Source organism: Exiguobacterium qingdaonense, from assembly GCF_018617855.1.
GTDB lineage: Bacteria > Bacillota > Bacilli > Exiguobacteriales > Exiguobacteriaceae > Exiguobacterium > Exiguobacterium qingdaonense.
Genome location: NZ_JACSKY010000003.1, coordinates 243,998 through 263,979 on the forward strand (window position 1 = coordinate 243,998; position 19,982 = coordinate 263,979).

General features: G+C 49.2%; 20 protein-coding genes. 16 read left to right on the plus strand and 4 right to left on the minus strand.

What is annotated here, in order from left to right; translation table 11 throughout:
* Positions 1–59: 59 nt before the first annotated feature.
* The 3 genes from KNP00_RS06155 to KNP00_RS06165 all read left to right on the plus strand — a co-directional run bounded on the left by KNP00_RS06155 (position 60) and on the right by KNP00_RS06165 (position 2,797).
* Positions 60–833, plus strand: coding sequence for a flagellar hook-basal body protein (locus tag KNP00_RS06155; protein ID WP_215143266.1), 774 nt, complete (start codon positions 60–62; stop codon positions 831–833).
* A gap of 11 nt (positions 834–844) precedes the next feature.
* Positions 845–1,627 (plus strand): flagellar hook-basal body protein, encoded by a 783-nt coding sequence (locus KNP00_RS06160; RefSeq protein ID WP_215143268.1) that lies wholly within the window; start codon positions 845–847, stop codon positions 1,625–1,627.
* Between the two features lie 66 nt (positions 1,628–1,693).
* Entirely contained in the window at positions 1,694–2,797 is a 1,104-nt protein-coding gene (locus KNP00_RS06165) for a glycerate kinase family protein (RefSeq protein ID WP_215143270.1), read from the plus strand.
* 13 nt (positions 2,798–2,810) lie between these two features.
* Here the strand turns inward: KNP00_RS06165 and mscL are convergent, their stop codons facing one another.
* On the minus strand, positions 2,811–3,191 hold the full coding sequence (mscL, locus tag KNP00_RS06170) for a large conductance mechanosensitive channel protein MscL (RefSeq protein ID WP_215143272.1): 381 nt from the start codon (positions 3,189–3,191) through the stop codon (positions 2,811–2,813).
* 194 nt (positions 3,192–3,385) lie between these two features.
* Here mscL and KNP00_RS06175 point away from each other — a divergent pair, with 194 nt between their 5' ends.
* From KNP00_RS06175 to KNP00_RS06235, 13 genes are all read left to right on the plus strand, one after another.
* A complete protein-coding gene (locus KNP00_RS06175; protein WP_215143274.1) occupies positions 3,386–3,640 on the plus strand; it encodes a DNA-directed RNA polymerase subunit beta in 255 nt (84 codons plus the stop codon).
* Between the two features lie 13 nt (positions 3,641–3,653).
* Positions 3,654–4,076 carry a 3-hydroxyacyl-ACP dehydratase FabZ gene (fabZ, locus tag KNP00_RS06180; RefSeq protein ID WP_215143276.1) on the plus strand — a complete coding sequence of 141 codons (423 nt, stop codon included), beginning with the start codon at positions 3,654–3,656 and terminating at the stop codon, positions 4,074–4,076.
* Between the two features lie 11 nt (positions 4,077–4,087).
* Positions 4,088–4,543, plus strand: a complete 456-nt coding sequence (locus tag KNP00_RS06185; RefSeq protein ID WP_215143278.1) for a hypothetical protein — start codon at positions 4,088–4,090, stop codon at positions 4,541–4,543.
* Between the two features lie 96 nt (positions 4,544–4,639).
* On the plus strand, positions 4,640–6,376 hold the full coding sequence (locus KNP00_RS06190; protein WP_215143280.1) for a methyl-accepting chemotaxis protein: 1,737 nt from the start codon (positions 4,640–4,642) through the stop codon (positions 6,374–6,376).
* Positions 6,377–6,439: 63 nt separating this feature from the next.
* Entirely contained in the window at positions 6,440–7,489 is a 1,050-nt protein-coding gene (locus tag KNP00_RS06195; protein WP_215143282.1) for a C45 family autoproteolytic acyltransferase/hydrolase, read from the plus strand.
* A gap of 59 nt (positions 7,490–7,548) precedes the next feature.
* The gene (locus KNP00_RS06200) at positions 7,549–7,821 is read left to right on the plus strand and encodes a hypothetical protein (protein WP_215143284.1); all 273 of its coding nucleotides are present in this window, start codon (positions 7,549–7,551) and stop codon (positions 7,819–7,821) included.
* Between the two features lie 119 nt (positions 7,822–7,940).
* Positions 7,941–9,422, plus strand: a complete 1,482-nt coding sequence (locus KNP00_RS06205; protein WP_215143286.1) for a cryptochrome/photolyase family protein — start codon at positions 7,941–7,943, stop codon at positions 9,420–9,422.
* Positions 9,423–9,615: 193 nt separating this feature from the next.
* Positions 9,616–10,212 carry a glycerol-3-phosphate responsive antiterminator gene (locus tag KNP00_RS06210; RefSeq protein WP_215143288.1) on the plus strand — a complete coding sequence of 199 codons (597 nt, stop codon included), beginning with the start codon at positions 9,616–9,618 and terminating at the stop codon, positions 10,210–10,212.
* Positions 10,209–11,300 (plus strand): ABC transporter ATP-binding protein, encoded by a 1,092-nt coding sequence (locus KNP00_RS06215; protein ID WP_215143290.1) that lies wholly within the window; start codon positions 10,209–10,211, stop codon positions 11,298–11,300. Before KNP00_RS06210 ends, KNP00_RS06215 begins: the two co-directional genes overlap by 4 nt.
* Positions 11,297–12,202, plus strand: a complete 906-nt coding sequence (locus KNP00_RS06220) for a carbohydrate ABC transporter permease (RefSeq protein ID WP_215143292.1) — start codon at positions 11,297–11,299, stop codon at positions 12,200–12,202. Before KNP00_RS06215 ends, KNP00_RS06220 begins: the two co-directional genes overlap by 4 nt.
* Positions 12,199–13,008 carry a carbohydrate ABC transporter permease gene (locus tag KNP00_RS06225; protein ID WP_215143294.1) on the plus strand — a complete coding sequence of 270 codons (810 nt, stop codon included), beginning with the start codon at positions 12,199–12,201 and terminating at the stop codon, positions 13,006–13,008. The genes KNP00_RS06220 and KNP00_RS06225 overlap by 4 nt, the downstream gene beginning before the upstream one ends.
* Positions 13,009–13,024: 16 nt before the next feature.
* The gene (locus KNP00_RS06230; protein ID WP_215143295.1) at positions 13,025–14,332 is read left to right on the plus strand and encodes an ABC transporter substrate-binding protein; all 1,308 of its coding nucleotides are present in this window, start codon (positions 13,025–13,027) and stop codon (positions 14,330–14,332) included.
* A 1-nt stretch (position 14,333) separates the two neighbouring features.
* Positions 14,334–15,008: a glycerophosphodiester phosphodiesterase gene (locus tag KNP00_RS06235; protein ID WP_215143296.1), complete on the plus strand. Its 675-nt coding sequence runs from the start codon at positions 14,334–14,336 to the stop codon at positions 15,006–15,008.
* 35 nt (positions 15,009–15,043) lie between these two features.
* Here the strand turns inward: KNP00_RS06235 and KNP00_RS06240 are convergent, their stop codons facing one another.
* The 3 genes from KNP00_RS06240 to KNP00_RS06250 form a co-directional block, all read right to left on the minus strand.
* Positions 15,044–16,129: a GGDEF domain-containing protein gene (locus tag KNP00_RS06240; RefSeq protein WP_215143297.1), complete on the minus strand. Its 1,086-nt coding sequence runs from the start codon at positions 16,127–16,129 to the stop codon at positions 15,044–15,046.
* A 127-nt stretch (positions 16,130–16,256) separates the two neighbouring features.
* The gene (locus KNP00_RS06245; protein WP_215143298.1) at positions 16,257–17,543 is read right to left on the minus strand and encodes a glycoside hydrolase family 32 protein; all 1,287 of its coding nucleotides are present in this window, start codon (positions 17,541–17,543) and stop codon (positions 16,257–16,259) included.
* Positions 17,540–19,879, minus strand: a complete 2,340-nt coding sequence (locus KNP00_RS06250; protein ID WP_215143316.1) for a glycoside hydrolase family 65 protein — start codon at positions 19,877–19,879, stop codon at positions 17,540–17,542. Before KNP00_RS06250 ends, KNP00_RS06245 begins: the two co-directional genes overlap by 4 nt.
* Positions 19,880–19,982 lie beyond the last annotated feature (103 nt).

A 19,982-nucleotide genomic window follows, 5' to 3' on the forward strand; every position in this document is an offset into this window, starting at 1 on the left:
ATGCTCATTTGGTACGATATAGAGAGTGAATGATGCTAAAGACCGAAAGGGAGACGAAGATGTTACGCGGATTATATACAGCAGCAGGCGCAATGAATGCCCTTCAGCGCCAACAAGAAATTTTAAGCAATAACCTTGGCAATGTGAGGACACCAGGATTCAAGGCGTCTGACGGCGTGGTCCGGTCGTTCCCGGAGATGTTGCTCGCACAAGTGAGCAATCCGGATAACGGGAAGTCACGCGTAAAAGGAGAAGTAGGAACGCTCTCGATGGGTGTTTATCTCCAAGAAACGATGCCGCGCTTCACAGCTGGGAGCATCACAGAGTCTGGTAGCCCGACAGACCTCTACTTGAAAGCACCTGCTGATTTCACGGGAGCACCGATGTTTGCAGTCGAGCAAGGCGATGAGACGTTGTATACGACGAATGGACGTTTCTCAATCGATGAGGCGTTATTCCTTCGATCGGCGGACGGCGGATATATCCTTTCTGATGAAGGGGAACGGATTCAACTTCCATCGAGTGAGTTTCAAGTAGGGAAAGACGGGGTCATCACATCGCTTGGCCAAAATGTGGCGACACTTGGTGCCTATCAAATCGATGACTTGACGACGCTTGAACAAGTCGGGAATGACTGGCGTGTGACGGGTGAGGCGCCAGCACCGGCTCAAGTAGAGGTGTTACAAGGATTTATCGAAGAAGCGAACGTCAACCTGGACCAGACGATGGCTGACCTCATGATGACGTATCGCCAATTTGAAGCCAATCAAAAAGTCGTGCAAGCATATGATAAAAGTGCCGAGCGGGCTATCGAAATCGCTCGTATTCGTTAAGGAGGAACACCATGCAGTCGATTTATAACTCGGTCAACTCCCTGTCTCAACTCCAACGTCAATTGGATGTGACGGGTCATAATATCGCAAACGTCGACACGGTCGGTTTCAAGCGACAACAGGGTCATTTCGCCTCTTTATTGTCACAGGCGTACAACAACCAACCGCGTCCTGAATTTGAAGTCGGACGGGACACGCCGAACGGTATCCGCATCGGAGTCGGTGGACATGTCGCTGATATCACCCAACAGTTTAATATCGGACAAGTTCGCACGACAGACCGCGGTTTAGACGTCTTTTTGAAGGCGAGCCGTCAATTTTTCGTCGTGGACACACCAAATGGCGTCGGGGTGACACGGAGCGGAAATATGCAACTATCCGTCGGTGACGAGACGACACTTGTCGATGTGAACGGCAATCCGCTTCTTGGAGATGATGGCAATCCGATTACGATGCCGAACGATGCGACGAATCATCGGATTCGACAAGACGGTGTGGTCGTCGCGAGCGTGAACGGGGTGGAACAACAATTTGGGCGACTCGATATCGTGGAAGTCCGAAATACGTCTGAGTTACGTCCGCTCGGAGATAACGTGTTCGCAGCGGATTTGGAGGCTGAAGTCGATCGTCCGCTCGGAAATCTATTGATTGAAGGAACGCTCGAGTCATCGAACGTTGATTTGACGAAAGAGATGACCGATATGACAATCACACAGCGAGCATATCAAATGAATTCACGAGCAATGTCGATGAGTGATCAAATGATGGGACTCGTGACGGCGTTACGTCCATAAAGCGTGACCGCTTCTCTACATGGGAGGCGGTTTTTGAATAGGATGTGAAAAAGGAGGCTGACCAAGATGCGAATTGTGGTGGCGATGGACTCGTTCAAAGGTTCACTCTCAAGTATGGAAGCAAATCAGGCTGTCAGTCGTGCGCTTGAAGGACACGATGTAACGGTCATTCCGGTTTCCGACGGTGGGGAAGGGTTTCTCGATGCGTGGCTTGCGACACATTCGGATGCGACAATCGTCGAGGAAAACATCATATGTTTAGACGGGACGCGCCGTATCGCTCGTTTTGGTTTTGACAAGTTTAAAAAGCACGCGGTCATCGAAGTGGCGGAGACGACCGGGCTAACACTTCTCTCTCACCTCGATCCATGGCACTACAGTTCAGTCGGAGTCGGTGATCAACTTGTTCGAGCGTTAGACCTTGGAGCAAGCAGAATTACCATCGGACTTGGCGGGAGCGGAACGATTGATGGTGGAAAAGGGATGCTCGAAGCGCTAGGCGTACGTTTTCTTGATGCGAACGGATCTGTTTTATCGACCAGCCCACATCAGCTAGCAGACGTAGCATCAATCGATTGGTCAGGTCTTCATCCGCGAGTGCGAGAGGTGGAATGGCAAATCGCCTCGGATGTGCAAAATCCACTTGTTGGAGCGAGTGGCGCAGCGCATGTGTTTGGCCCGCAGAAAGGCTTGGCGGTGGACGACGTGTCGCGCTACGACCGAATTCTCGAAAAATACGCGAACTGCTTTGAATCGGATATGAAAATGGTAGAGGGGGCCGGGGCGGCCGGTGGCATTGGATTTTCACTCTTTCAGCTTGGCGCAACGTATGCGAGAGGGATCGAGGAGGTCGTCCGTTGGTCTAAACTAGAGGAACAGTTAGATGGGGCGGATTGGTTGATTACCGGGGAAGGACGGTTTGATGCACAAAGTCTTGAAGGGAAGGCACCTTATGGATTGGCCCGTCTGGCACATGCATATCGGGTACCGACACTCGTCTTCACCGGACAATCCGATTACACATCCCATATGGAGTCCGGCATCGTCGCCATCTTTCCGATTGTGTCACGGATTATGACGTTAGAAGAAGCGGTCTTTGAAGCGGCTCCGTTACTGACCAATGCGGTTCGACGCGTACGTCACGTCATAGAACAAGCGCCTCGACAATAGTCAAGGCGCTTATTTAAATAGAGCGATCTTTCAGCAAATCACGAATTTCTGACAATAGTTGCTCTTCTTTCGTAGGAGTCGGGGCAGCTGCCTCTTCGACTTCCTTCTCACGTTGGAGACGGTTGATGATTTTGACGATTAGGAAGAGGGCAAAAGCAATCAAGATAAACGATACAATCTGCTGTATGAAGTTCCCGTATAAGACATCCACTCCGAGTACGCTTGCTTTTAAGTTCGAGAAGTCTACTCCACCAATAATGATTCCAAGAAGCGGCATAAAGATATCGTTGACGAGCGAGTTCACGATAGCCGTAAACGCCGCACCGAGTACGACGGCGATGGCTAAGTCGATGACATTCCCTCGCATCGCAAATTTTTTAAATTCTTTCCACATAAACAAACCTCCTGATGTTAAGTAGCCTAAGCGTAGCATAAATCAAAGGATAAAAAGAAATCGTTCGTCTTCTGTTTGGCTGGGAAGCTTGTTCGACATTTATGCATAAGGTACACTAATAAGGTGACAAAACACATATTTTAATACCAGGTACTAATATGATATAATCATTTTAGCTGAAAGGATGGTTGGACGTGGCGAACGATGAACAGACGAGTTCGGAAGAACAAAAAGGTTCACCAGAACAAGAGACAGAGCAAAAAAGACGATTATCGAATCATCGTCGATTTCCGATTTTATTGCGCGTGCTCGTTGTTTTAGTGTTGGCAATCGCAATGCTTGCTCTCGGAGCAGTCATTGGATATAGCGTCATTGGCGGAGGCGATTGGAGAGATGTATTTGACATCGACACCTGGCGTCATATCACCGATTTTTGGCTAACCTCTTAAAGGCGGTGGATGGATGTATACAATTGAACAGATTAAAGAAGTAATTCCACACAGATACCCTTTTCTGTTAATAGATCGAATTATTGAAGTCGAGGAAAAGAAGCGTGCTGTCGGATTGAAAAATGTCACGGCGAACGAAGAGTTCTTTAACGGGCATTTCCCAGACTATAATGTCATGCCAGGCGTCTTAATTGTCGAGGCACTCGCGCAGGTCGGTGCTTTCGCCATGTTGAAAGACGAATCGAATCGAGGCAAGCTCGCCTTTTTTGCAGGGATTGACAATTGTCGTTTCAAACGTCAAGTCATCCCGGGTGATCAGTTGCGTCTTGAGGTAGAAATCATGAAAGTACGTGGACCAATCGGAAAAGGTCGAGCCGTGGCCACGGTAGATGGAGAAGTTGCTTGTGAAGCGGAACTCACTTTCGCCTTGAAGTAAGGAGAATGGGGATGCGTGCTGTAGTAATTGTGTTATTGGTCGGATTAATGACGATTGTGGGCTGTCAGCAACTTCAAACGGAGGAATCGAGTAAAGAGAATGTCGTCTATGAACAGAACGTGGACGAGACGATGATTGAAAAACGGGCCGGACAATCGGATGCGATTGCCGTCTCTCTTGAACGGACGAACAATACGACGATGCTCTTTACGATTCGTATGCTTGAAAACCGCAGGCTCGAACCGACAACTGTCATGAGTTATGAAGTCGACGGTGAACGGATCTCGATTCCGTTCGGTGAATTGATTGCAGAGCGGGAAGAAGATATCCGGACGTATGAATATCAGACGGATGTAGACCTCAATCTCTTCGTAACGGAAACACTTCCACTCTTTCATTTGATCGAGGAAGGCGAGAATGAGGTAACGATTCCGCTTGAAGTTGTCAATTCGACAAATCTTGAATGAAAAACAGACGATTTTGTCGAAAATCGTCTGTTTTTTTGTGGAGATTGATCCGTTCTATCCGATACAAGGAGTAAGGACAGAATGGAGGGAATCAAAATGAAACAGAAGTCACAGTCGTTGCAAACCCGCATATTAATAGCGATGTTAGCCTTCGTCACGCTACTCATCGTCACGTTCGGGGTATTGCAATATTTTAGTACGCAACACTCTGTACTCCGTACGTTGCATTCGACATTAATCGAAGATGGCGAGCGGATAAATGAGACGCTAGATGTGGACGCTTACGCATCTTTCATTACGAATCCATCACCAAATGACCAGTATGATCAATTTCGGGAATATTTAAATACGTATCGTCAACAGATTGGTGCCATGTATGTGTATACCGTTGATACGAGAGATGAAGAAGTTCAAATCATCGTAGATGGGTTGGCTGAGACGGATGCGGCAGCCATCGGGACACCGACTACAGCATTGACTTTCAAAGAAGCAAAAGCTGCCTTTCAAGGAGAGAACGTCACGACGGATGTGATGGATGACCCAGAATACGGACAATATGTCACGGTACTCGTTCCCATCAAACGAGGCGGCGAGGTGATCGGGGTGCTCGGTATCGATAAAGCAGCGACCGAGGTCGCGGCCATTACAGGTGATGTATTAACTGAAAGCTTGCCACCAATTCTGATTGCCCTGCTCGTTTTACTTGTTGTTGCGGCGATACTCATCTGGCGGTATCTCGGTTGGAAGTTACGTCCGCTCCAAGCGTTAGAACGTGTCGCAACGTCTATCGCGGAAGGTGATCTCGCAACGGCGACGAACGAAGTTGAAACGATTCAACTGAAGTCAAATGATGAAATCAAGCGTCTGACAAAATCGATGGACAAGATGACCCATATGTTGAAAGATTTGATTTCAGGGATTCAATCGTCAGCGCAGACAGTACGGGACGAAAGCGGGAACGTCTCAAGTGTCTCTGAAGAGGTGAATGATGCTTCTCGGCAAATCGCCCACACGATGGAAGAGATTGCGAGCGGTGTTGAAAACCAAAGTGTGCTAACCATGCGTTTGTATGGGCATATGAATGAATTTTCCACACTCGTCGAGCAAACGACGTCAGATGGAGAACAAGTGAGCGAACAGGCAGAAGTCGTCAGTCGGGTGACGACGGATGGTCTACATTATATGGAGAATGCGGTCGACAAGATGACTCATATTCATGCGCAAGTGAAGACGTCGCAAGGACAAGTCCGTGACTTCGAGCAACAAGCAGACGATGTGACAGAACTCGTTACGATGATTCGCCAAATCTCGCAACAGACCAATCTACTCGCACTGAACGCGGCGATTGAAGCTGCCCGAGCTGGTGAACACGGGAAGGGATTCGCGGTCGTCGCCTCAGAGATTCGGAAGCTTTCGGACAGTGTCGCCGAGTCTGTCAGTGAGATCTCAGAGATTGTCGGAAGCGTAAAACAAAACTCGATCGCATTAGGCCAGACGTTTACTGAAAGCATGATGGCGGCCGAGGAAGGAAAAGAAACGCTTGAATCGACGAAGCGTGCCTTCACTGAAATCGAACAGAGCGTGCGTCATATGAAACAATTGACTGGTTCGATGCGTGGTCAACTAGACCGAGTGAAACTGAATCAAGACCACATTCAACATGGTTTGTCGGAAATCGCCTCGATTTCGGAAGAGAGCACGGCCGGGAATGAGGAAGTGGCCGCTTCGACCGAACAGATGTCAGCGACGAGTGAAACGATGAATCGTCTCGTGAAAGATTTGTCGAGCACGGCAGAAGACATGCAACGAATGAGTCAGCAGTTCAAGTTATGAACAGTCTCACTTCAGACAGACCTCTCGTGCGTCCGCTATAATGGGCGCAAGGGAGGTTTTTTCATGCAACAATTCTCTAGTGAACTGACACAATTTCGGGGGAGTCATTATGACTTCGGACGATTTCAAGGAAAATATATTAAACGCAGTCAACTGCTCGAGAATCGGACGGACCAGTGGAAACTACGCGTCCCACGATTCGAGATCGATGCGACCGAGGCGAAGGCTGCCTTTGATGCGTTCGCCCCAAGGATTTGGGATGAGTTGATTGGCCTTCAAGATGAACTGAAATTGTCGCTCAACGACACGTTACTTCATTTCGGTCATTTCCGTGTCAATAATCCGATTAGTGGGTGCTCGATTTTGACGGGGGACAACTTCCTCGTCCGAAACTACGACTATCATCCGATGACGTATGACGGTCGCTACAACGTCTTTCAACCGAATGACGGATACGCGGTCATCGGACCGGTGTCTCGTGTCACCGGACGCATGGACGGGATGAATGAAAAAGGGCTCGCTATGGGCTACAACTTCATCAACCGCCGTCGACCGGGGGATGGATTTGTTTGTCAGATGATTGGGCGAATCATTCTTGAGACATGTGCGACCGTGGAGGAAGCGGTTGATTTGTTAAAGGAAATCCCACATCGCGGTTCATTCACGTACGTCGTCCATGACAAGTCATCGAAAACACGTGTGGTCGAGGCGACACCTCGGGATATTCAAGTGCGTGAAGCGAATATATGCACGAACCATTTCGAGTTATTGCAACATGAAAACCGCTATCATCTCGATGATTCAACACGTCGCATGATGGAAATCAAAGTCGTACAACATTTGATCCAAGACGCAGAGAGCGCATTCCGTCTCATGAACGACTCGGACAAGGGCGTCTTCTCGGAATTGTACAAGAGCTGGGCCGGGACGATTCATACGGCCGCCTATTTCCCGGAGACGCTCGAGACGTGGTTTGCGCTCGGTGGAGACCGCGACCCGGTCATCTTCGATTTTCAAACGTGGCTTGATGGGGAAGACTTTAATGAGAGTGCCCTTGATGGTGAACTGGCGACGGATATCGAGTTCGCCAATACGGTTCAACTTTGGCGCTGACGATTGTCAGTGCTTTTTTTGACAGAATCGGGAATACAACATAACAGGAGGGATGAACGATGAAACGAATCGGAATCATATTCATCATGTTGACGCTCGTCACATTACTAGGAGGCTGTGTGCCGGGAGACGGGACATACACGACCGATCCAGCAGGCTTTTTCTGGGGCATTTGGCACGGTTGGATTGCACCAATCTCACTCATTCTAGGATTGTTCAATGATACGTACCGTGTGTACGAAGTGAACAATACCGGCTGGTTCTATGATTTAGGATTCTATATTGCGGTGATTAGTGGCTTTGGTGGATTGACGTTGACACGACGAGGGTGAATCGTATCGTTTGCTATGAGGCATGAATCAATCATTTGAGATAGGTAAATCGATATTAAGCAATCGCTTCGATTGCCTTGATTGAATAGTAGAAAGAACGAATAGAGGGAGTCAAGGACATGCGTTCATTTTGGATACTCGGCAATCAACTCTCACACGAACTTGAGATGTTAAAACAGATAAAGGAAGGCGATGTCGTCGTCATGATTGAGGCGACGTCGCGTGCGACGTGGCGACCGTATCATAAACAAAAGCTCGTCCTCATCTTCTCGGCGATGCGACACTTTGCGGAAGAGTTGCGCGACAAAGGATATATCGTCGATTATCATGAAGCGGATTCGTTCCAAGAGGCGTGGGACAACCATGTGAAACAGTACGATCCGGACGAAATTCATGTCACCGCCGTCACGGACGAACCGATGGCTAAAAAATTGAAACAATTCGGCAAGAAACATAAGCTAGTCGAACATACGGATGTCCCGCTCTTCTATTTATCGAAAGAAGAAGCGATCGAAACACTCGGGAATGAGCCGTGGCGGATGGACCGCTTTTATCGTCACATGCGGAAGCGATTCGATGTCTTGGTCGACGACGGGAAGCCCCGTGGTGGGAAGTGGTCATTTGATGCGGATAACCGAAAACCACCGAAAAAAGACCTATCGTTTCCGTCTGCCATCCATTTCCGCCCCGACGCCATCACGAAAGACGTCATCGAAAAAGTCGAGTCGACGTTCACGGAACATCCAGGAGAGGCGACCCCGTTCCATTGGCCGGTCACACATGCCGAGGCGAGACGTGCGCTAAAACGCTTCGTGGAAGAACGACTGGAGACGTTCGGTCCGTATCAAGATGCGATGATGACGGATGAACCGGAGATGTCACACAGCCTGTTGTCGGCTGCCATCAACATTGGTCTGTTGACACCGCATGAAGTCGTTGAGGCAGCTTGTCAGACGGGTGCGCCACTATCGTCGATCGAAGGATTCGTCCGCCAAATTCTCGGTTGGCGGGAATACATGCGCGCCGTCTATCTCGCTGTCATGCCCGGTTATGAAGACGTGAATACGTTCAAGCATGAACGTGACTTACCGTCCTTCTTCTGGGACGCGAAGACGGATTTGAACTGTCTGCATCAAAGTTTGAAGCCGGTCGTCGCTCATGCCCACAATCATCACATCCAGCGGCTGATGGTGCTCGGAAACTATGCGACATTGTTCGAGATTAATCCGAAGCAGACGAGCGACTGGTTCAACGAGATGTATATCGACGCCTATGACTGGGTCGTCTTGCCGAACGTACTTGGGATGGCCCTTCATGCGGACGGTGGAAAGCTCGCCACAAAACCGTATGTCGCGTCCGGAAAATATATCGACCGAATGAGTGACTACTGTCAGGATTGCCCATATAACCCGAAGCATACGACAGAAGACGATGCCTGTCCGTTCAACGCCCTATACTGGCGCTTCATCGATCGTCACGAGGAACGCTTCTCGCAAAATCAGCGGATGAAGATGATGGTCCGCAATTGGCAAGGGCGGGACGATGACGTGAAGGCAAACATCTTAGCGAAAGCTGAACAGACGTTGACCGATTCCCAGTGAATCGGTTTTTTTACGTTGTCTTCATGAAACTTTGCGATTCCTTCATCGTGTCTTTACAATCGTTCGTTACGATAGGAGCTGTGAGACCCCCTCACTCCAAGTGAATAATTACTGGTAGAACCTTTGAGAGACCAACAGAAGCCCGTACGTCGATGACGTGACGTTTCTGTTGGTCCTTTTTTTAAAAGGAAGGATGATTCAAGTGAATGAAGCGATTGCACGAATCGGACAGGAACAGATGATTGCCTCCATCAAAAGTCCGAAACAAATCGAGGCGTTTTTGCGGACGGATGTAACGACGACGTTCCTCATGATGGGCACACTCAGTACACTCGACCGCTACGTGGCGCACTTGAAGCGAGAGGACCGAACAGTATTCCTCCACGCTGAACGAATCAATGGCATCAGTCTCGACCGGGACGGCATCGATTATTTAGCTAAACGTGTCGGGGCCGACGGGATCGTCACGACGAAAGCATCGGTCCTTCAGCATGCGAAGCGGGCGGGACTGTTGACGATACAACGACTGTTTCTCGTCGACTCGGATGCGGTCACGAGTGGGCTCAAGCTCGCCGAGGCGCAACAACCGGATGCGATCGAACTGATGCCCGGTTTGATTCCGAGCGTCGTCGAAAAGATTTCTCAGGAAGTCTCCTTTCCGATTGTGACGGGTGGCATGATTCGTCAACCGATTGACGTGCATCGCGCCCTCGATCATGGGGCGTTCGCCGTGTCGACCGGGGATGAACGACTTTGGCACGTTCAAAGTCAGAAGGAGGAATTAGCATGAAGTCAATACAACTACAACAATTAGCGAAATCATTCGGAGAGACGGAAGTCATTCGAGGCATCGATGTGACGATTGAAGCAGGAGAATTTTTCGCACTCGTCGGACCGTCCGGATGTGGCAAGAGTACGATGCTTCGCATGATCGCCGGGCTCGAATCCATCACGAGCGGCACGCTTCGTATCGACGGGGTGGCGGCAAACGGGATGAAACCGAGTGAACGTCACTTGTCGATGGTGTTTCAAAACTATGCCCTCTACCCACATATGACGGTTGAGAAAAATATTACGTTCGGTCTACATACGAAAGGACTGACAAAGCTCGAACAACGTGAGCGTTGCTTACAGGCGGCCGAGACGCTCGGGCTCACTGATTATTTGAAGCGGAAACCACGTGAACTCTCCGGTGGTCAGAGACAGCGGGTCGCCTTGGCACGGGCCATCGTGACCGAGGCACCAATTTGTCTCATGGATGAGCCGCTCTCGAACTTAGACGCGAAACTGCGGGCGAAGATGCGTTCTGAGATTCGCCAGTTGCAACGAAAGCTCGGACTGACGATGATTTACGTCACCCACGACCAAGTCGAGGCGATGACGATGGCGGACCGGATCATGCTCCTGAATGAAGGGGAAGTGCAACAAGTCGGGAAGCCGCTCGACTTATACAACAAACCGGCGAACACGTTCGTCGCTTCCTTCATCGGGTCTCCCCCGATGAACTTAGTTGAAGTCACGCGACAAGAGAAAGGCTGGATGGCGACGGACGGGCGTTTATTTCATCCGAATGCAGGGACAGACGTTTCGCAGGCGACGCTCGGTGTGCGGCCAGAACAAATCAAGCCGGCAGATGACGACGTGACGTTTTATGCAGAACTAAAAAACATCGAAGTGCTTGGGACCGAGACAATTCTCGCCTTTGACGTCGGAGGGAATGAATGGTTGGCGAAATGGCCAGGACAATGGCCGCTCACGGTCGGCGAAAAAGTGGCGTGCTACGTGGCACCGAAACACATGTCGCTATTCGATTCAAATGGGAAACGAATTGAACTGAGACAACCGAAATTGTTTGAGGCGTTGGAGGTGTTTCAATGACGGTCGCCTTACCGAGAGAAAAAGTCCGCACGAGACTATCGGACGCGGCGAGCGGGCTGTTGTACTTGTCCCCGTCCATCATCTTGTTTGGGGTCTTTCTCGTCTATCCGCTTCTCCGGACGATGTACTTGAGCTTCTTTCGGACCGACACGCAAGGGACGCCGCTCGAATTTGTCGGGGTTGGTCATTACAGTAACCTGTTCACGAGCGCGGCGTTTTGGCAAAGCATTCAGGCGACGGTCGGATTCGTCCTCTTGACGGTCCCGCTGACGATTCTGATTGCACTCGGTCTCGCACTCCTCGCCAATGAGAAACTGAAGGGCATCGGCATCTTTCGGACGGCGTTCTCGGCGACGATGGGAATGAGCGTCGCGGCGTCATCGATCATTTGGATGTTCATGTACAATCCGTCAATCGGTATCTTCAACCGGTTCCTCGAGGCAGTGGGGGCAAGTGGCGTACAGTGGCTCCTCGATCCACAATATGCGCTCCTATCCGTATCACTCGCGACCGTCTGGATGAACATCGGCTTCACCTTTTTGATTCTGCTCGGTGGTCTGCAAAACATCGACCGAACGCTATATGAAAGTGCAGACATCGCCGGGACGAGCTACTGGACACAACTTCGGGCAATCACCATCCCGATGTTGTCCCCGACGCTCTTCTTCGTCGGCATCATCTCGCTCATCAACGCCTTTCAGACGTTCGGACAGATTGATCTTCTGACGAAAGGCGGACCGACGAATGCGACGAACGTCATCGTCTATGCCATCTATAAAGACGCGTTCATCAACTATAACGTCGGCAGTGCCAGCGCCCAGGCCGTGCTCTTGTTCATCGCCGTCCTTCTGTTGACGTGGCTCCAGTTCAAACTGGTCGAAAGGAAGGTGCATTACCAATGAGGTTACGGAATATCGGCGTCTATGTCCTACTCGTCTTGTGTGCTGTTGTCATGCTGTTTCCGATCGCCTATGCGTTCTCGATCAGTCTGATGGACGGGAAGGAAGTGCTCCAAGGACATCTGCTCCCACGAGAGCCTTCGTTTGAAAACTATGTAGCCGCGTTCGAACGAATCCCGATGTTGACGTATTTGTTGAACAGTCTAATTGTCGCACTCCTTGTGATGATCGGGCAGGTCGTCTTGTCGAGTCTTGCGGCATTCGCATTCGTCTTTATCGACTTTAAAGGAAAAGGACTCATCTTCATGCTTTTCCTTGCGACGATGATGGTCCCGTGGGAAGCGACGATGGTACCAAACTTTTTGACGATTCAATCGCTCGGCTGGCTCAACACCGTCTGGGGTCTATCGGTTCCATTCTTCGCACTCGCGTTCGGGACGTTTCTACTCCGGCAACAATTTAAAACGATTCCGTATGAGATGTATGAGGCGTCCCAAATCGCCGGGATTAGTCGCTTCCGTTTCTTTTGGAACGTCGTCTTGCCGGTCTCGAAGACACCGCTCGTCACATTGTCGGTGTATAGCTTTTTGACGACTTGGAATATGTACTTATGGCCGCTTCTCGTCACGAACACGGAACAGGCGCGGACGGTCCAAATCGGCATCAAACAGATGCAGTCGAACGAGGTCGCCTCGGACTGGGGCGTCGTCATGGCGGCAGTCATCTTGATTATCATTCCGACGCTTGTATTGTTATTCGTAGGACAAAAACATCTACAAGAAGGATTGACGCAAGGCGCGATCAAATAATAGGGGGATATGACAAATGAAAAAGTTAGGATTATTCGCAGGGTTGGCAAGTTCGGTGTTACTACTCGGGGCATGTGGCAGTGAGGAAGCGACACCCGTCGCGGCGACGACAGAAGACGGAAAGACAGAGGTCGTCTTTTGGCATGCGATGAGCGGTGACTTGGAGAAGGCTCTAAACACCCAGGTCGATGCGTTCAACGCTTCGCAAGACGATTATGAAGTGAAACCGATCTTTCAGGGAACGTATGAGGAAGCGTTGACGAAATTCAATGCGGTCGCCGGTTCGGAAGACGCGCCGGCCATCATGCAGACGTTCGAAGTCGGCACGAAATACATGATCGACTCGAATAAGATCACACCGGTCCAGGAGTTCATCGACAAAGAGGATTTTGACACGAGCGTATGGGAAGAGAACATCTTGAGTTATTATCAGGTAGACGGTAAACAATACTCGATGCCGTTCAACTCTTCGACACCGGTCCTCATCTACAATAAGGAGGCGTTCGAAAAAGCAGGGCTCGACCCGGAGAAGGCGCCACGGACGTATGACGAATTGAAAGAGGCGGCGAAAAAATTGACGACGGACGGTCAGACCGGATTTACGATGCTCAACTATGGTTGGTTCTTTGAACAGCTCGTCGCCGCGCAAGGTGGACTTTACGTCGATAACGAAAACGGTCGCAGTGGAGATCCGACGAAAGCCGTGTTCGATGGGGAAGAAGGGCAGAATGCGTTCAATCTCATCAAAGAAATGTACGATGAAGAGACGTTCTTAAACGTCGGTCAAAACTGGGACGATATGCGTGCGGCATTCCAATCAGGTAAAGTCGCCATGTATTTGGACTCTTCAGCTGGTATTCGTACCGTTGCGGACAATGCGGACTTTGAGATCGGTGCCTCGTACTTGCCTGTACCGAATGAAGCAGAGCGTCAAGGTGTCGTCATCGGTGGCGCCTCACTCTGGATGGGCGATGGGATTGCGGAAGAAACGAAAGCAGGCGCATGGGAGTTCATGAAGCACGTGTCATCAACGGAAGCACAGGCACAGTGGCATGTCGATACAGGCTATTTCGCCATCAATCCTGATGCATATAACGAACCGATTGTCGAAGAGATGTGGGCGACATATCCACAGCTTAAAGTGACGGTCGACCAGCTCAGTGAGACGAAACCATCACCGGCGACACAAGGAGCGCTCATCTCGACGTTCCCACAATCGCGTCAAAGCGTCGTCAACGCGATGGAGAGCTTGTATCAAGGTGTGTCGGTCGAAGACGCATTGAAACGTGCGGCCGATGAGACGACTTCCACCTTGGGACAGTGAGATGTTGATTTACGCACATCGTGGGTATAGCGCCAACTACCCGGAAAATACGTTGTCGGCGTTCGAGGCGGCCCTTCCGTACGTGGACGGGATCGAGCTCGACGTGCAACTGTCGAAAGACGGTCGGCTTGTCGTCATTCATGACGAGACCGTCGATCGGACGACAGATGGGACGGGGTGGGTGAAGGACATGACACTCCAAGAGCTACGTCAATTGAAGATTGACGGGTACGAACGCATCCCGACGTTAGAAGAAGTGCTCGGATTGATCGAACGGAGTGACGTCACGCTGAACGTCGAATTGAAGACGGATCAATACGCGTATCCGGGCATCGAACGACTCGCCTGGCTCGCCGTCGACGAGTTTCACATGACAGGTCGCGTCATCTTCTCCTCGTTCAATCGGGAGTCGCTCGTCCGGATGCGGGATGTGGCACCACATGCTCGTTTAGCGGTCTTGACGCTCACGGGAGAATCGGACACCGTCTCATTCGCTGAAATGATTCGAGCCGAGGCGATTCATGCGCAGACCGAATTTATCGGCTCTAAGGTATGGGAGGACATGCAAGGAACGACACTGGAGACACGGCTCTATACGATTAACGACGTGAAGGACCTGCCTCCGATTCCGATAACGGCAATTATGACAGATGAGGTCGAACGGTTTGTAAAGTAGGCGAAAACCCCGCTTCCAAAAGGAGCGGGGTTCATTCATGTCATGATCGGTTCTGGTGTGTCATAGGTCGTGACAACAACTTGATTGCGCCCTTCATGTTTTGCCTGATAAAGCGCTGAATCCGCAAGGTCGACCATCCGTTTGATGGGAAGAGAAGTTCCGTGGGCGACACCAACGGACGCCGTGATTTGAATCGGTGGGAATCCGTTCAAATAGAACGTTTCAGTAGCGATTCGTTCACGTATGCGGTTGGCCACCTTATCCACTTTTTTTGGAGTCAAATCATACATTAAAATGACGAACTCTTCGCCACCGATGCGGGCGACCGTGTCGTGACCTCGCGTTTCGATTTTCAATAGGTCGGCGAACTGTTGCAGGACGAGGTCGCCATTGCCGTGCCCGTATGTATCGTTCACGTGCTTGAAGTGATCGATATCGAGTGCGAGCACATTGTACGGGCGATGGGTCTCTCCTAGTGAGGCAGTATACCGGTCCCAGACGCGTCGGTTGAATAACCCCGTCAAATGGTCTCGTTCAGAAGACTGTTTGTATTCGAGTGCACGTCTCGTCGTTTTCTCTAAGTCGATGGTGAGTGTACTTGAGAGGAGACCGACAAGCATGCCAACCATCCAAATGGTCAAGACGAGTGACACATACGCGGCACTCCATCCCATATTGATATAGACAGCGATTGAGATGACGAACAGCGCCCATATGTTTAAAAAGATACTTTGAAGGAAGAGGCGTTCTAACAAAAGGCGATGAATCCAAAGCATGCCGATGCTGACGATGAAGGTAGCGATAAAGGCAATCACAGCCTGTTCGGTCACCCCAAACAAGAAGCGTGTGCTTGCGATGACAAGTGTGGCAATCAACAATGGCGACCGAGCTCCATAAAAAGCGAGCAAGACGAGTGGTAAGTGACGTAAGTCAACACGAACCGTGTCATTTGCCTCGACGGCGTTATACATCAAAAACAGACCGAGTGCACCTGCCAATAAACCGATGATCAAGCTTCGTAAATGTTTAGACCCAAACAGGGTAGAGTGATAAATTTTTGAAATGATATAAAAACCGGTGAATGCGACACAGGCATTGAGCAATAGAACAGTGAGCGTCATTCTTTCACGACCTTTTTCATAGACTATACGTTAACCGTATCAGTCTCCAAAATAATGTCAATCGTAAAATGTTCACCCTATATCAAAAAAGCAGGTCCGAAATGATTATGGACCTGCTGCGTGTTTCTCATTCGAAGGAATGAAGAATAATATTGGATACTTCGCCAGTGAGGTGATGCCGTAATGAGTGATCGACTGGATAAATACGACTTGAAAATACGTATTCACCTTCATTTACAAAAACTTCGATGGAAGATGAATCTACAAATATACGCATGCGCTCACATCTTTCATTGATTCGTCGTCGTTCGTTGTCTCGGGTGAGCTGGATGTGATCATCGGTTGCAGACAGTGTAACAGTGCCTTCGAAGCCACTGAACTGGAATGTTCCTTTCACATCGAATTCTAGTTCGAAAGCTCTTCCTGTAAAGGAAGGAGATTCAAGTGGGATGGAAGATTGCCGAAGCGATTTCATTTCTTCGACTGGCTTCATCCATAGACGCCCATTTTTTACAGTCAACTCACGAGGGATTGTCATTTGGTTCGTCCAACCTTCTTGTTGTTCTGGCCAGTCTCGTTCCCACATCGCATTCCAAGCGATAAGGATCCGCCTACCATTGTCGTCTAAAAAAGTTTGGGCAGCATAAAAATCGTGACCATAATCCAACTCTGTGAACGAACCGTGGGTGAAACGTGGTGTCGTCACGTCAAGATCACCTATAAAATAACCACATTGATGTAAGTTTTGATAGCGATCTCCTTCTCTTTCCATTCCTTGAGGAGATAGTAACAAAATCTCATGCCCGTCGAGATGAAACAGGTCAGGACATTCCCACATCCACCCATGTTGACCGGTCTCACCTGCAATGATTCCTCGTTCTCTCCAATGCAATGCGTCGTCAGATTCATAAAGGACAACTTTTCCATCCGTTTCATCACGCGTCCCGAGAACCATAAAATATTGACGATCGTCACCCCACACTTTTGGATCTCGGACATGGGCGTTTCCATGTGCAGGAATCTCTGAAATGAGAGGATTTCTAACGCTTTTCTGAAATGTAATTCCATCGGTGGAAGTGGCGAGACATTGGACTTGATGTAACGTTTCGCGTTTTTCGTCTAACCACGTGTTTCCTGTGTAATACAGATGTAGTACCCCATCCTTTACTAAAGCGCTTCCTGAGAACACGCCATCCTTGTCATAGTCATCTCCAGGGCGCAACGCAATCGGTTTATGTTCCCAATGAACGAGATTGGTCGATGTGGCGTGACCCCAGTGCATATCGTCCCATTCGACACCGAACGGATGGTACTGATAAAACAAATGATACACACCGTTGAACTGACAGAGTCCGTTCGGGTCATTCATCCAGCCGAACGACGGAGCGAAGTGGTAGAGCGGACGATATGTCATACGGATAACACTTCACTTGTGAACGTATCGAGAATGGTTTGTTTCTCCCCATAAACCTCGATTACGAGTGGTTTTGTTGAAGGGGAGCGTCGTGTGACGGTAACTTGGTCATGTGTTGCCCAAATATCGAGTGTTTCTCCTTTCCAGGCGATTGGAAAGCGTAGTTCATCCCAAGCTTTTGGTAACATTGGGGAGATGAGTAAGTTGCCAGCGGTCATCCGAACGCCACCGAAACCGTTGATGACAGCTTGCCAAATTCCACCGAGCGAAGCCGCATGAATACCAGCATCCGATGTTTTCATGTTCGGTCCAAGGTCAATCTCTGACGCTCGTCTGAACAAGTCATACGCAAGTTCTTGATTCCCAAGGTCTGAGGCGAGAACGCTATGAGTTGAAAGGGAAAGAGACGAGTCGTGAAGCGTTTTGGGCTCATAGTACTCCCAGTTGGCTCGTTTAATTTCCGCTGAGAACAAATCCTCGAGTAAATACATTAGAATCATCACATCCGCTTGTTTTGAAACTTGAATCTCATTTACTTGTTCGAGGTTATAGTCATAAAATAGTGAGCCGACATTCTCTTGATTTTTATATTTGGTCAAATCGATGATTTCTTTTTGTAGATATGTGTCATCTTGTGGTAAAACACCGTCTTCCCGTACTTGTGGTAAGTAAATCAAGTCAAGGACGTGGTGGAATCGTGTTTCAGCTGCTTGCAAATCGAGTTTTTCATTCAATCGCTCATACAGTTCAGGTTTTTCACGACGCAATAACTCGACGTATTCGATTGCTTTCTGAATATTCCAGTGCGCGGTATAGTTCGTGAACGCATTGTTGTTGACGTGTTCTTTATATTCGTCTGGACCGACGACCTGATTAATTTCATAACGATTTTCAGATTCATTCCATTCAAGTCGGCTCGCCCAAAACTTGGCCGTGTCGATCAAAAGTTCATATCCATATCGATCCATGAAATCTTGGTCACCTGTGACGTGATAATACTGCCAAGCGGCGAAAGCAACATCTGATGTGATGTGTTGCTCGATAAAGCCGGACCAAATTTTTGTGGCCTCGCCAGTCACGATGTCTGCCGCACCCCAAACGGGTGTCACTTCTCCATCGTCTAGCCATGCTGATTCCCATGGGAACATCGCGCCATCGTATCCATTTTCTTTCGCCTTTCGATGCGCTCCAGGTAGCGAAAGATAACGATACTCAAGCAAGCTACGAGCGATCGTTGGATTCGTGTACGTATAATACGGCAAAATAAAGATTTCCGAATCCCAGAATGTATGACCTTTATATCCTTCGCCGGACAAACCTTTCGCTCCGATATTCATCCGATTGTCGTGTTTCGGTGTCATGACCGCAAGGTGATATTGAGCAAATCGGATGGCTAATTGATCGAACATTTCTTTCGAGCGGATGGTAATGGGCGTACGTGACCAGACCAATTCGTCAAAGGCCTGAACATGGTCAGCGAATAAACAATCATATCCTTTTGCCTCGACTTCACGTGTCGCATTCAATGCAAAGCTTGCAAGCTCCTCTGTCGTATCGGCGGTCATATCGTGATCACGGGAAGTGAAGATTGTCGAATACTTCTCGATCGTCAACGTTTCATTCGCAGGGATGTTCACATCCGAGTAGTCAAAGAAAATTTGACGACGATCCATCTTGATGATGGACATCGGTTCAATCGATTCACGTTGATGGAATCGGTGGACACTGTGAAACACAAAATCGATGCCGGATTCTGTCGTCGTCTGAATCTGTTGCATGAAACGTCCATCGTATAGGCGTTTCGTTCCTTCTAAAAAGTGTTGAACTCCACTGTTTGTCATTTGTCCATTAATGCCTGAAGTGAGTGAAAGCGTACTGTCTTGTTTCGGTGTAATTGTCACGCGTTGAGCAATCACATGCAAATGAGCCATCGATACGAAACGGCGGAAAGTTAGGTCATAGACATTTCCGTCAGGGCTTTGCCAAGTCACTTCGCGTACGAGTTCAGCTTTCTTTAGATTGAGTGTACGACGATATGTGAGAATCGTCCCTTGCGTCAAATCAAAACGAACCCCGTTTAACTTGAACTCCATCCATAGAATGTCCGCTGCATTCGGAAGTTCGGTCACTTCATTCTCAGCGAACTTATTAAATGTTCCTGCCACGAATAAATTGCGCTTTTCATTCGCATAGTGTTCTTCGGTTACAGAACGTAACCCCATATATCCATTTCCGAGGGAGAAGATCGCCTCTCCTTTTCCAAGCCATTCTGTACGAAACCCGTCTTCCGAAACGAGCCAATGTTGTAAATCTCCAGTACCAGTCGTATAGTTCATCAAAGTGTTCGTCACGATGTAACCTCCTGTATAATAAAGCGCTTTCTTGATTCGACCTCATTCTATCCGAAACGTTTCGGATAATCAATAGCATTTTTTATTA